Origin of the sequence: Curtobacterium sp. MCBA15_016 (assembly GCF_001865105.1) — a bacterium.
Lineage (GTDB): Bacteria > Actinomycetota > Actinomycetes > Actinomycetales > Microbacteriaceae > Curtobacterium.
Window position 1 is genome coordinate 15,790 of sequence record NZ_MJGR01000034.1, and the last position, 12,597, is coordinate 28,386.

10 protein-coding genes are annotated in these 12,597 nt (G+C 72.2%); 5 read left to right on the forward strand and 5 right to left on the reverse strand.

Going from position 1 to position 12,597, the window contains the following annotated elements:
• Positions 1 to 233 precede the first annotated feature (233 nt).
• Genes BIV03_RS13900 through BIV03_RS13910 form a run of 3 tightly spaced genes read left to right on the forward strand, consistent with a single transcriptional unit; the run spans position 234 to position 3,985 of the window.
• Complete coding sequence (locus tag BIV03_RS13900; RefSeq protein ID WP_083294974.1) at positions 234 to 1,064, forward strand: glycosyltransferase family 2 protein; 831 nt, start codon at positions 234 to 236, stop codon at positions 1,062 to 1,064.
• Positions 1,061 to 2,035: a glycosyltransferase family 2 protein gene (locus BIV03_RS13905; protein WP_070416441.1), complete on the forward strand. Its 975-nt coding sequence runs from the start codon at positions 1,061 to 1,063 to the stop codon at positions 2,033 to 2,035. Before BIV03_RS13900 ends, BIV03_RS13905 begins: the two co-directional genes overlap by 4 nt.
• A 42-nt stretch (positions 2,036 to 2,077) precedes the next feature.
• Positions 2,078 to 3,985, forward strand: coding sequence for a discoidin domain-containing protein (locus tag BIV03_RS13910; RefSeq protein WP_071296127.1), 1,908 nt, complete (start codon positions 2,078 to 2,080; stop codon positions 3,983 to 3,985).
• A gap of 430 nt (positions 3,986 to 4,415) precedes the next feature.
• On the opposite strand, the gene BIV03_RS13915 is transcribed toward BIV03_RS13910, so the two are convergent.
• The 5 genes from BIV03_RS13915 to BIV03_RS13930 all read right to left on the reverse strand — a co-directional run bounded on the left by BIV03_RS13915 (position 4,416) and on the right by BIV03_RS13930 (position 9,883).
• Positions 4,416 to 5,678 (reverse strand): glycosyltransferase family 4 protein, encoded by a 1,263-nt coding sequence (locus tag BIV03_RS13915; protein ID WP_071296128.1) that lies wholly within the window; start codon positions 5,676 to 5,678, stop codon positions 4,416 to 4,418.
• Entirely contained in the window at positions 5,675 to 7,240 is a 1,566-nt protein-coding gene (locus tag BIV03_RS13920) for a lipopolysaccharide biosynthesis protein (RefSeq protein ID WP_139201990.1), read from the reverse strand. Before BIV03_RS13920 ends, BIV03_RS13915 begins: the two co-directional genes overlap by 4 nt.
• Positions 7,237 to 8,148: a beta-1,6-N-acetylglucosaminyltransferase gene (locus BIV03_RS13925; RefSeq protein WP_071296129.1), complete on the reverse strand. Its 912-nt coding sequence runs from the start codon at positions 8,146 to 8,148 to the stop codon at positions 7,237 to 7,239. Before BIV03_RS13925 ends, BIV03_RS13920 begins: the two co-directional genes overlap by 4 nt.
• Before the next feature lie 81 nt (positions 8,149 to 8,229).
• The gene (locus tag BIV03_RS19790) at positions 8,230 to 8,400 is read right to left on the reverse strand and encodes a hypothetical protein (protein ID WP_156794728.1); all 171 of its coding nucleotides are present in this window, start codon (positions 8,398 to 8,400) and stop codon (positions 8,230 to 8,232) included.
• Between the two features lie 133 nt (positions 8,401 to 8,533).
• Positions 8,534 to 9,883, reverse strand: a complete 1,350-nt coding sequence (locus tag BIV03_RS13930) for a glycosyltransferase family 2 protein (RefSeq protein ID WP_071296130.1) — start codon at positions 9,881 to 9,883, stop codon at positions 8,534 to 8,536.
• A 315-nt stretch (positions 9,884 to 10,198) separates the two neighbouring features.
• Here BIV03_RS13930 and BIV03_RS13935 point away from each other — a divergent pair, with 315 nt between their 5' ends.
• Together BIV03_RS13935 and BIV03_RS13940 are read left to right on the forward strand one after the other, a co-directional pair.
• Positions 10,199 to 11,461 (forward strand): ABC transporter substrate-binding protein, encoded by a 1,263-nt coding sequence (locus BIV03_RS13935; protein ID WP_254790905.1) that lies wholly within the window; start codon positions 10,199 to 10,201, stop codon positions 11,459 to 11,461.
• A 159-nt stretch (positions 11,462 to 11,620) separates the two neighbouring features.
• The gene (locus tag BIV03_RS13940; RefSeq protein WP_071296132.1) at positions 11,621 to 12,595 is read left to right on the forward strand and encodes a carbohydrate ABC transporter permease; all 975 of its coding nucleotides are present in this window, start codon (positions 11,621 to 11,623) and stop codon (positions 12,593 to 12,595) included.
• Positions 12,596 to 12,597: the final 2 nt, after the last annotated feature.

Consider the following 12,597-nt stretch of genomic DNA (forward strand, 5'->3'; position numbering starts at 1 on the left):
CCGCGCCTCCAGGGCCCTCGTGCGTGCCGACACGCCACCCGGCCGCGGCTTGCGGGTTTCCGTATCCGCACTCGGGGGTCCGCAACCAGTGCCCACCCGCATTGACCAGCCCCGTCCGCCGGACGATGGTTGGTCCAAGCCCAGGGAACGGTGTACCCCCGTTCCGACGCCCACCCAGCGCCGGGTCCTCCCTCGACCACTCCCGCATGCAGCCTGAACCCGACAGGAGCACCATGTCCGCCAGCACCGTCCGACCCCGAGACCCCCGCGTCTCGGTCGTCATCCCCGCGAGGAACGAGGCCCGCAACCTCGAGATCATCCTCCCGCAGCTCCCGCCCGTCTACGAGGTGATCCTCGTCGACGGCAACTCGGTGGACGACACCATCGCGACGGCGCAGCGCCTCATGCCGACGATCAAGGTCGTGCAGCAGACCCGCAAGGGCAAGGGCAACGCGCTCGCCTGCGGCTTCGAGGCCGTGACCGGCGACGTCGTCGTCATGTTCGACGCCGACTGCTCCGCCGACGCCGCCGAGATCCCGCGCTTCGTGCAGGCGCTCGTCGACGGTGCCGACGTCGCGAAGGGCTCCCGCTACGCACCCGGTGGCGGCAGCGACGACATCACGATCATCCGCGGCCTCGGCAACAAGGGGCTCAACATGATCTCCAACGTGCTGCTCCGTGCGCGGTACACCGACCTCTGCTACGGCTACAACGCCTTCTGGGCGGACACGCTGCCGACGATCGGGCTGCTGTCGTCGACGCTCCCGCAGCCGACCGACGGCTCGATGCGCTGGGGTGACGGCTTCGAGATCGAGACGATCCTGACCTGCCGCTGGTCCGCCGCGGAGTTCGCGATCACCGAGGTGCCGAGCCACGAGAAGCTCCGCGTGCACGGCACCAGCAACCTCAACGCGGTCAGCGACGGCATCCGCGTCCTGAAGTCGATCATGCACGAGCGTCGTCGTGCCCGCGAGGCCAAGGCCCGCATGCGCCTCATGCCGACCCCGGTCTCGGGCCTCGTGGTCCCGGCCGCCGTGCCGGCGATGGACGAGGAAGCGGCGTGAGCGTCGCGACGGTCGCCGTCGTCATCTGCGCCTACACGCAGCAGCGCTGGGGTGACCTGCAGGACGCGGTCGAGTCGGCGAAGCGCCAGCCCGACGCGACCGAGGTGATCGTCGTCATCGACCACGAGCCGGAGCTGTTCCGCCGTGCGGCCGCCCGCTGGCCGGAGCTCCGCGTCGTCGAGAACGCCGAGGACCGCGGCCTCTCGGGTGCGCGCAACACCGGCGTCGCACTCACCGAGGCCGACGTCGTCGCCTTCCTGGACGACGACGCGACGGCTGACCCGGACTGGCTGATGCACCTCGTCGAGGCGCTCGAGCTGCCCGACGTCGTCGGTGTCGGCGGCCGGGCGACCCCGTCGTGGCCGACCGCGACCGGCGCCGGGCCCTACCCGGACGAGCTGCTCTGGATCGTCGGGTGCAGCTACACCGGCCTCCCCACCACGTCCGCGGACGTCCGCAACGTCATCGGGTCGAGCATGGCCTTCCACCGTGACGTCGTGCTCGCCGCCGGCGGCTTCCGCTCCGGCATCGGTCGCGTCGGCAACCACCCGCTGGGGTGCGAGGAGACCGAGCTCTGCATCCGCATCGCCCGGATCCGTCCCGGCGCCCGCATCCGCTTCGAGCCGCGCTCGAACGTCTCGCACCGGGTCTCCCCGGACCGCGTCACGATGCGGTACCTGCGGCGCCGGAGCTACTACGAGGGCATCTCGAAGGCCGTGCTGAGCCGCCGGGTCGGTGCCCGCGACTCGCTCTCGAGCGAGTCGACGTACCTCACCCGGGTCCTGCCCGGCGCGGTGCTCCGCGAGCTCGGGGCCCTCGGTCGCGGTGGGGGCCTCCGTGCCCTGGCGATCGTGACCTCGGCGGTCTCGACCGTGTTCGGCTACGCCGTCGGCCGTGTCTTCGGCACCGTCGTGGTCCGTGCACCCGCCCCGGTGTCCGCGCCCGTGCAGCAGCCCGTCGGCGCTCCCTGACCGACACCCACCCACCCGACCCACCCACGCACAGAAGACGACATGCAGCGAGACGCCCCGACCCCGAGTGCCACCATCCGACGCCGTTGGAAGGTGGCACTCGCGGTCGCGGCAGCGGTCATCACGGGCGCCACCGTCTCGGCGCCGAGCCTCCTCGCGCCGTCGAGCGCCGGTGCGGCGACCACCGCGGACTGCAGCGCGGGGAAGGTCCTCACCGTCGTCGCGCACGCCGACGACGACCTGCTGTTCGAGGGCACCGAGCTCCGCAAGGACATCGACGCGGACAAGTGCGTCCGCTCGGTCATCGTCACCGCCGGGGACGCGGGCAAGTCCGCCACGTACTGGAAGGGCCGGCAGACGGGCCTCGAGGCCGCCTACGCGAACCTCGCCGGCGTCACGAACGCCTGGACCTCGGGCTCGGTCAGCGCCGGTGGCAAGACCCTCGTGACGCGCACCCTGACGGCGGACCCGCGGCTCAGCCTGGTCTACCTGCAGCTGCCGGACGGCAACATCGACGGCTCCGGGTTCGCCGCCACCCGGTACCAGAGCCTGCAGAAGCTCTACCAGCGCTCGATCACGAGCATGAGCACGGTCTCCGGTGCGACCTACGGGACCACCTACACGCTCGCCCAGCTCCAGGCCACCGTGCTCGCGCTGATGAACGGGTACGGGCCGCAGGAGGTGCACACCCTCGACCACGTCGGCACCTACGGCGACGGCGACCACAGCGACCACCACACCGTCGCGTACCTCACCAAGTCGGCGCAGCAGCAGCTCACGACGGCGAGCACGCTCACCGGGTACATGGGGTACCCGATCGCGGACAAGCCCTCGAACCTCACCGCCGCGCAGACGCAGGCGAAGGGGAACGCGTTCTTCGCCTACTCCGCGTACGACGCCGAGACCTGCGCCTCGGTGGCGTCGTGCTCGTCGCGTCCCGAGGGCTCGTGGCTCAGTCGTGAGTACACCGTCGGCACGCAGACACCCACCGACCCGGGCACCGGTTCGGGCGGGTCCGTCGGAGCTGACGTGACCGCCGGTGCGGCCGTCACCGCGAGCAGCGAGAACCCCGCGGACGGGCAGACCGCCGTGAAGGCCGTCGACGGCGTCGCGAGCGGCTACCCCGACGCGCCGACCGCCGAGTGGGCGACCCGCGGGGGCGGCACCGGTTCGTGGCTGCAGCTCGCGTGGTCGAGCCCGGTGACGCTCGGCGCCGTGGACCTCGCGGACCGTCCGAACGCCGACGACCAGGTCACGGCCGGCACGCTGACGTTCTCCGACGGGAGCAGCGTCGCCGTGCCGACGCTCGACAACGGCGGCGCGTTCACCCGCGTCACCTTCTCGTCCCGGCAGGCCAGCTCGGTGAAGTTCACCGTCACCGCCGTCAGCGCGACGACGCGCAACGTCGGCCTGGCGGAGATCCGGACGTTCGCCCCGGGCACCACGACGCCGACGCCCACGCCGACCCCGACGCCCACCCCGACGCCGACCCCGACCCCGACGCCGACGCCGACCCCGACGCCCGGGGGCGCGACCGACGTCACGGGCTCGGCGACCGCCACCGCGGCGTGGGACGACACCTCGACCGGGCAGACCGCCGCCAAGGCGATCGACGGAGTCGTCAGCGGCTACCCCGACAACACGACCGCCGAGTGGGTCGCTCCCTGGGGCACGACCGGTGTCTGGTTGCAGCTCGACTGGTCCTCGTCGAAGGCGGTGAACCGGGTCGTCCTGTACGACCGACCGAACGGCGACGACCAGGTCACGAGCGGCACCCTGACGTTCTCCGACGGCAGCCAGGTGGCGGTCGGGACACTCCCGAACGACGCGTCGCCGCTCACGGTGGACTTCTCGGCGCGGAACGTCACGTGGGTCCGGTTCACCGTCACCGGGGTGTCGGCGAGCACGCGGAACGTCGGCCTGGCCGAGTTCCGGGCGTTCACCGGCTGACCCGGGAGCACCCGACGGACGGGAGGCGCGGTGCCGGTGGGCACCGCGCCTCCCGTCCGTCGTCCGCGCGCGTCGCGGGTCGCGGGTCGCGGGCGCAGCGTGCGAGGTTCCGCGCACGGTGCGGCCCGTGAGCCGTTGCGCCGCGCGCGCGAGCTCGCACGCTGGTGCGGCTCGTGCCGCCGCGGGTGACCGTCGTCGTGGGCGCGACCTCATCGCGGCGGGCGGCGCGGTACCGGCGGGCGGACGCCTGCGGGAACGGGCGGGCATCGCGCGGGGAGAGCACGTTCTGGACGGGAGGTGTGACCGTTCTGGTTCGCGATCGCCGGGGATCGCGAACCGGAACGGTCAGGCGGCGAGGAGAAGGCGACACGGGCGCGAGCACGCGACGGACGGGAGGAGCGGTGCCAGGGGGAGCCGCGCCTCCTGGGCTTCAGCGACGGGCGTGCGTGAGCAGAGCGCGCAGGAGACCGGCCACGTGCGGTCCGCGGCCGTAGTGGTCGCGCACCCAAGCGCGGCAGCGCTCGCCGAGGGAGGGGTCGCGGTCGGCGCGGTCGAGGGTGTCGAGGACCTTGGTGGCGAGCGCCTCGGGGTCGGTCGGGTCGACGGTCGACGTCGCCCACTCGCCGGCGAGGATCTCGCCCGTGCCACCGCTCTCGGCGGCGACGACCGGGCGGCCGGCGGACATCGCCTCGACGACGACCCGGCCGAAGCCCTCGGGCTCGATGGACGGCACGACGACCATGTCGGCGGCGTGGAGCAGGGTGACGACGTCGTCCCGCTCGGGGAGGAGCACGACGGAGCCGGCGGGGAGGGACGCGACGGCGCGTCGGACGTCCTCGGCGTCGTCGGGGTCGGCCGCTCCGGCGAGCACGAGCACGGGCGGGTGGTGCGGCTGCGTGGCGTGGTGCGTGCCGGCGGGCCCGAGCGCGGGGGTGAGGGCACGCACGGCGGCGCGCGGCGCGCGGGCGCGGTGGCGTTCGGCGTCCTGCTCGAGCACGAGGCGCCAGGCCTCGAGCAGCGCGAGCACGCCCTTCGACCGGGTGAGGCGGCCGTAGTAGAGGACGGTGCGGGTGTCGTCGTCGAGCCCGAGGGTGCGGCGGGCGCGGACTGTCGCGGACGGCGTGGCCGCGGGGAAGAGTGCGGTGTCGACGCCGTTCGGGACGACGGTGATCCGCGAGGCCGGGATGCCCACGTCCGCCCATGCACGAGCCATCGCGTGCGAGACGGCCAGGTAGTGCGTGCGGCCGCCGGCGATCGGGCCGAGGCGTCGGTAGTTCGGCGCGTGGTGCAGGTGCACGACGAGCGGGACGCCGGAGACCACGGACGCCACACGGCCCCAGGGGAGGTGCTCGGGCCGGTTCAGCCAGATGACGTCGGGGCGCGAGCGGCGGAGGCGGAGGCCGTCGAGGACGAACCGTGCGGCGTCGCCGGCAGCGCTGCGGAGGCCGAAGGACCGGTTGCCGGTGCGGTGCAGGGCGACCCCGAGCTCGGCGAACTGGTCGCTGCCGGCCTCGGCGCCGTCGGGTCCCGGGGCGAGGTGGCCGCGGTGCCAGACCTCGACGTCCTGCCCGGCGCGCACGAGCTCGCGGGTGTCCTCGAGGACGCACCGCTCGACCCCGCCGGTGATGGCGAGCCCGTTCGTGACGACCGCGATCCGGAGTCGACGGTCGGGGCGTTCCGGGGCGTGGGTCACGGTGTGCCTCCTCGGGCGATCGCGAGCCTGCGGATGAACCAGGGCAGGCAGCCGAGGACGCCGGCCACGCGGACGATGTTCCACACGAGGTCCTGGGGCACGAGGACGGACACCCCGGCGACGACCACCACGGCCGCCAGCACGAGGACCGTCCGGGCACGCGGGCCGCGCCACTCCCGGCGGTCGGGGAGCGAGAGCTGCTGCAGCGCCGCGAGCACCATGTAGGCGAAGACCGTGGAGACCCCGGCGCCAGCGATTCCGAGCAGCGGGACCAGCAGCAGGTTCGCGCCGATGTTGACGGCACCGGCGATGGCCGCGATCACCCCGACGGCGACGCCGCGACGCTCCACGAGCAGGAGCCGTCCGGTCGCGCCGCTGGCGATCACCGGGAACGCCGTGAGCGCCACGATGAAGACCACGACGGTGAGCTCGTGCACGCGGTACGACGCCGGTGCGAGGATCGGCAGCGCGACCGGCGACACGAGGGTGACCGCGAGCAGCACCGGGGCGAGCAGCAGGTACAGCTGGTCCCGGGCGTGCAGGGCCAGCTGTCGACGGGCGACGGCGTCCCGGAGCGCCGCGAAGTGCGGTGCCCAGGCCTGGTTCGTGAAGGTCAGCAGGAGGATCACGGCGGAGCCGACGACGTAGGCGATCTGGTAGCGCGCGACCTCGTCCGGACCGAGCAGCCGCTGCACGACGATCCGGTCGCCGGCGTTCAGCACGAAGTAGGACAGGTTGCCGAGGGCGATCGGCACGCCGAGCTTGAAGGCCCGTGCGGTGGTCTGGCGGTCGAACAGACCGGCGAGGCGAGGCCGGGTCGCCGCGAAGCCGATGACCATCGCGGCGGCCTGGGCGAACACGCCGCCCCAGGCGTAGGTGGTGGCGTCGGCGTGCACGAACACGAGCAGGCCGAGGCCGATGATCGAACCGCCGACCGAGGACAGCAGGCTCGTGACCGCGAAGACCCGGATGCGGTCCTGGGCGACCAGGATCGCGAGGGAGAGCTGCACGACCGCGGCGGGGAAGATCCAGAGGACCGCGACGAGCAGGATCGGGTGTTCGCCGACGAACCCGGCGACGTCGCCCCAGAGCGGGATGGTGGCGAGGGCGACCGCGGTGACGACGGCCGCGAGGACGATGCCGACCGCGATGAGCCCGCGGGCCTTCCGGTCGTCACCGCCGTCCTCGGCGCGCTGCAGCACGGACGCCTGGTCGAGTCCCGCGACCGCGAGCACGACGAGCGCCTGGTAGAGCGCGATCGCCGAGGCGAGCACACCGAACTCGGAGAGCGGCATGAGGTGCGCGAGGACCGGCGAGATCAGCGAGCTCACGACGAGCTGCATCGACCACACGACCACGTACAGCAGGCCACGGCCGAACAGGACGGACGCACCCTTCTGGACCGCGGTGCTGCCGGTGTCGGGGACGGTGTGGGCGGCGGCCTCGACGGCGGCGGCTGCCTCGGCGGCCTCGACCGCTGCGGCCTTCCGACCGGTGCTGTCGGCGTCGGGCGGGGTGGCTGCGGCGTGGCGGGCCTCGCGGCGGGTCTGGGGAACGGTCACGAGACACCCACCTCCGGGGTCCGGACGTGCTGTCGGAGTCCGAACGCCTGGTCGACGACGTCGAGCAGGTCCGAGCTCGCAGCGGTCGAGAACTTGCGGGCGAAGAGGTGCGGCATCGCGGTGGGGTCCGTCGTCCATCGTTCGAGCAGTCGACCGGCGTGGGGGAGCGTCAGCCACGGCGGGCTCTTCATCTTCGAGCCGTCCCAGCCGATGAACCACAGGGTGTGCGGGACGTGGTCCTCGGCGAAGCCGTCGACCAGGGCGGGGGAGTTCAGCACGGTCGGCACGAACGACTCGTCGGCGATCCAGGTGCGGCGCCAGAAGCGGACCAGGTCGGGACGGGCATCGACGACCTGGACGACCGCGGCCGCGTGTGCGGCGCTGAGGACCTTGAGCTGCGACCCGCCCGTGAGCACGACGTCACGCGGGATCCGGCGGGGGATCGGCAGGCGGAGCATGTGCTTCCGCCACGCCCAGTGCGGGTACCGCATCCGGGCGACCCCGCCGCTGGCGCCCCACGCCGCGTGTGGGAGGGGGTGCGGGATGAGGAAGGACTGGTCGCGGTGGGCGTCGAGCAGCGCGGTGATCTCGGCGGGGTTCGCCAGCGGGTAGTCGCTGCCGGTCAGCACCGCCACGTGGCGCGCGCCGGTCTCGGCGAGGGCGGCACGGTAGCCGGAGACCTCGGCCGCGACGTTCTCCCACTTCGCCCAGCCCGTCCGCAGTCGCGGCAGGAGGCGGACCCGGTCGGGGAGCCCCTCGGTCATCGCACGGTGCACGTCGTCCGGGGTCCGCGCGTCGACGTGCAGGAACACCGGGAACGGGTCGAGTGCCTCGACGAGTCGTCGGACGTGCTGGGGGTCCTCGTGGGCGAGGACGATGCACGCGAGCGCCGCGGGGGAGTTGGCCATGTCTCGAGTGAACAGGGCCGTCCGGACACCGACAAGGCGGTCCCGGGGCGGGTGCGGGGAAGCGGCGGTTTCCCGCAGCGGTCACCGGCGGCGGCGGTACCTCGGGCAGTCGCAGAGGGCGCAGTCGCTGCCCGGCCGGTAGTGCTCGTGGGCGTCCTGCGCGTGGCCGCACACGCAGACGGCCGTCTCCGTGGTGGCGTGGGACGTCGGCACGGTGACGGGCTCGAGCACGAGCGTGGGCCCCAGCGGCATGCGTCCTCCTCCGACCCGCGCGGTACGGGCAGCTGCACCGATCCTACGGGGCAGGGAGCGACGCGTCCGCCGACAGCGGGGGTCGGGCGTGGAACCGCCCGCGGGGTCACCCGGCGTGGAACCGCCCGCGGGGTCACCCGGCGTGGAACCGTCCGGCCTCGACGTCCCGCCAGCGACGACGGCTGCGGAACCACGCCGCCGGGCCCGCCGGGAAGCCCCGGAGCTCGTGGTAGGCCAGCGACCGCGGCACCCCGGCGTCCGGGACGGCGGGGATCGCGGGGCCGACGGGCGTGGACTCGACGGCAGCGGGGCCCGGTGCGCTGCCGGTGCGCAGCCGTCCGACCGTCTCGCGGAGCTTCACCATCGCGGCGGCGGGCACGAGCCGGGCGAGGACCGCGACGTGCCGCCGGTCCTTGGCGGCGAGGGCGCACATCAGCGCGGTGAACCCGACGCCGTTGCCGTGCAACTGCTTGTGCAGGTCCTCGATGCTCTGCCGGTGCCGGTGGTGCACGACCGCTCGCGGCTCGAACCCGATGCGCCCACCGCGCCAGAGCGTCTCGATGAACATCGCCAGGTCCTCACCGCCACGGGCCGGGGAGCCCGCGCCGAGCGTGGTGTCGAACCCACCGACGGCGTCGATCACCGACCGCCGGAACGCCATGTTCGCACCAGCGCCGTAGGCACCGATGCCGTACACGGCGAAGTGCTTCACGACCGACCCGTCCGGGCGGACCGCCTGCACCCGCGCGTGCCGCATCGTGCCGGCGACGTCGTCGGGGACGATCGTGACGGGCGCGAAGGTGCGCTCGCCGCTGAACCCGCCGTAGTACGCCTCGTACCAGATCTGCGCGGGCGTCGAGAGCTCGGTGGGGAGGATCACGCCGGACACCGCGTCGAGGTCGGCCTCGCGGACGAACCGCGCGCCGAGTGCGCGCAGCCACTGCGGGTCGACCCGCACGTCGTCGTCGGTGAACGCGACGACCTCGCCGCGGGCGGCCGCGACCCCGGCGTTGCGGCCGGCGGACAGGCCGGGCCGGCGCTCCGTCACGAGGCGCACGCCCCGACCGGCGAGCAGTGCCGGGAGCCGGTCGTCGGCGGGCACCCGGACGCGGTTGTCGACGACGATCACCTCGTGGTCGGGGTAGTCCAGGTGCTCGAGGACGTCGAGCAGTGCGCCGAGGTCCTCGACGCGGTCCACCACCGTCGAGACGACGACGGAGATCGTCGGCAGGAGGGCATCCGGCACCGGTTCGACGTCGGCGAGCACAGTCTCCCGCAGCGATCCGAGCGCACGGGCGGCGTCGGCGGGGTCGTCGGTGAGCTCGACGTCGAGCGTGCCCGTCGGACGCCCGCCGCGGTAGCCGATCACCAGCGCGGACGAGCCCGTGCCGTCCGCGACGAGGCGGGGGAGCGGTGCGTCGAGGTCGACGTCGATCACGCGTCGGGGTGCGGGGAGTGCACGAGCGGTGCTGGTGGTGGCCATGGTGTGGACGGTAGGTGCCAGGCCGCGGCGGCGACAACGGGGAACGGGGCCGCTGGCGGTGATCGTGCGGAACCCCGCACGGCAGCGCCGCCGAGCCCCCGGGACGAGGGTGAGCGCTCACACCCGAAAAGCGAACGGCGCACGGTGGTCACGAGCAGGTCACGGAATCTTTGCAACCGGTTGCGAACGGCTGAGAGCGGGCGTAGCTTCCTCCTCCAGCAGGCAGCGTCGCCTGCTCCAGGCAGCGTCGACCCGATGGTCCTCGCCTGGTGATCTCAACGTGGAGACGACACTGTGAAGACAACACGCGCCAAAGTGCGGTTCGCATCCGTAGCGGGGATCGCGGTCATCGGCCTCGTGCTGACCGGGTGCTCGAGCGGCAGCTCGGCGTCGGACGACGCCAAGAACGGTCAGGACAGCCGCGGCCCTATCACCTACGTGCAGGGCAAGGACAACTCGAACGTCGTCCGCCCCCTCATCGCGAAGTGGAACAAGGCCCACCCCGACGAGAAGGTCACCTTCAAGGAGCAGTCCGACCAGGCCGACCAGCAGCACGACGACCTCGTGCAGCACTTCCAGGCGAAGGACGCGAACTACGACGTCGTCGACGTGGACGTCGTCTGGACCGCCGAGTTCGCGGCGAAGGGCTGGCTCACCCCGCTCACCGGCAGCATGAAGATCGACACGTCGAAGCTCCTGCCGGCCACCGTCAAGACGGCCACCTACAACAACACGCTCTACGCGGCACCGCAGACCTCCGACGGCGCGCTGCTCTACTACCGCAAGGACCTCGTCAAGACGCCCCCGACCACCTGGGACGAGATGATGAAGGACTGCGACATCGCCAAGCAGGCCGGCATCGGCTGCTACGCCGGGCAGTTCGCGAAGTACGAAGGCCTGACCGTGAACGCCTCCGAGGCGATCAACGGCTCCGGCGGCTCGGTCCTCAGCAAGGGCGGCACGCCGGACGTCGACACGTCCGACGCGAAGGCCGGCCTGCAGAACCTGGTCGACGCCTTCAAGGACGGGAACATCCCCGCCGAGGCGATCACCTACCAGGAGGAGCAGGGCCGCACCGCCTTCGAGGCCGGCAAGCTGCTGTTCCTGCGCAACTGGCCGTACGTCTACAGCCTCGCGAAGACGGACGGGTCGAGCACGGTCAAGGACACCTTCGGCATCGCGCCGATCCCCGGCAAGGACGGCACCGGCGCCTCGACGCTCGGCGGTCACAATGCCGCGATCAGCGTGTACTCGAAGCACAAGGCGACCGCGCACGACTTCCTCGAGTTCCTGGAGTCGAACGAGACGCAGAAGTTCTTCGCCACGCAGGGCTCCCTCGCGCCGGTCGTCGGTGACCTCTACACCGACTCCGAGCTGACGAGCAAGCTGCCCTACCTGCCGACCCTGCTCAAGTCCATCGAGTCGGCCGAGCCGCGCCCGGTCACGCCGTTCTACCCGGCCGTGACGAAGGCGATCCAGGACAACACCTACGCCGCGCTCAAGGGATCGAAGAGCGTCGACGAGGCGATGAAGGACATGCAGGCGGCCCTCAAGACGGCCACCAGCAGCGGCAGTTAGCACCCGAGTACGCGGCGTTCGCCGCATCGGACTGGAGGCGCGGGTCGACCCCGCCCCGCGCCTCCCGTCCGTCCCATCCTGCGTTCCGACACCCGGCAAGGAGGCCGTCACGTGTCAGCAGCAACCGAGATCCCCGCCGCCATCCCCAACCCGACGGGCATGGAGCCGCAGAAGCGGCGCAAGGGCGGACTCAACGCCGAGCACGGCCGATGGGCCGTGTACCTCATCGGCCCGACGATCGTGCTCCTCGCCATCGTCATCGGCTACCCGGTGGTCAGCGCGATCATCCAGTCGTTCCAACTCGACCAGGGTCTCGACAAGGCGACCCAGCTCTTCGTCGAGGGCGGCTTCGCCGGCGTGACGAACTACGTGCACTGGCTCGGGCAGCAGTGCGGGAACGTCACCTGCCCACCCGGCAGCCTCGGCTCCCAGTTCTGGGTGTCGATGGGCAACACGTTCTTCTTCACGGTCGTCACCGTCGCCCTGGAGACGGTGATCGGCGTGTGGATGGCGATCATCATGAACCGCAACTTCAAGGGCCGCGCGCTCGTCCGTGCCGCGATCCTCGTGCCGTGGGCCATCCCGACCGCCGTCACCGCGAAGCTCTGGTACTTCATCTTCGACGCGAACGGCGTGCTCAACCACGTCATCGGGCAGCAGATCCTCTGGACGAGCGGCGAGTGGGCGTCCCGGTGGGCGGTCATCATCGCCGACACCTGGAAGACCACGCCGTTCATGGCGCTGCTCATCCTCGCGGGGCTGCAGCTCATCCCCGAGGAGGTCTACGAGGCCGGCAAAATGGACGGCGCCTCCACCGTCCAGCGCTTCGTGCTCATCACCCTGCCGCTCATCAAGCCGGCGCTCATGGTCGCCGTCCTGTTCCGCGTGCTCGATGCGCTGCGCATGTACGACCTGCCGGCGATCCTCACCGGCGGTGGCGGTGGTTCCGGCAACGCCACCACGACCCTGTCGATCCTCGTCGTCGAACAGATCCGGCAGGGCTTCAACTCCGCGTCGGCCCTGTCGACCATCACCTTCCTGGTGATCTTCATCGTCGCGTTCGTCTTCGTGCGGTTCCTCGGCGCCAACGTGGTGCAGACGCAGGCCGCCCAGCAGAAGGGGGAGCTCAAGTGACC

What these genes read in the sequence shown, in the direction of transcription:
- BIV03_RS13900 (WP_083294974.1), top strand. Translation starts at nt 234, where the DNA reads ATGTCCGCCAGCACCGTCCGACCCCGAGACCCCCGCGTCTCGGTCGTC.
- BIV03_RS13910 (WP_071296127.1), top strand. Translation starts at nt 2,078, where the DNA reads ATGCAGCGAGACGCCCCGACCCCGAGTGCCACCATCCGACGCCGTTGG.
- BIV03_RS13925 (WP_071296129.1), bottom strand. Translation starts at nt 8,148, where the DNA reads ATGGCCAACTCCCCCGCGGCGCTCGCGTGCATCGTCCTCGCCCACGAG.
- BIV03_RS19790 (WP_156794728.1), bottom strand. Translation starts at nt 8,400, where the DNA reads ATGCCGCTGGGGCCCACGCTCGTGCTCGAGCCCGTCACCGTGCCGACG.
- BIV03_RS13930 (WP_071296130.1), bottom strand. Translation starts at nt 9,883, where the DNA reads ATGGCCACCACCAGCACCGCTCGTGCACTCCCCGCACCCCGACGCGTG.
- BIV03_RS13940 (WP_071296132.1), top strand. Translation starts at nt 11,621, where the DNA reads ATGGAGCCGCAGAAGCGGCGCAAGGGCGGACTCAACGCCGAGCACGGC.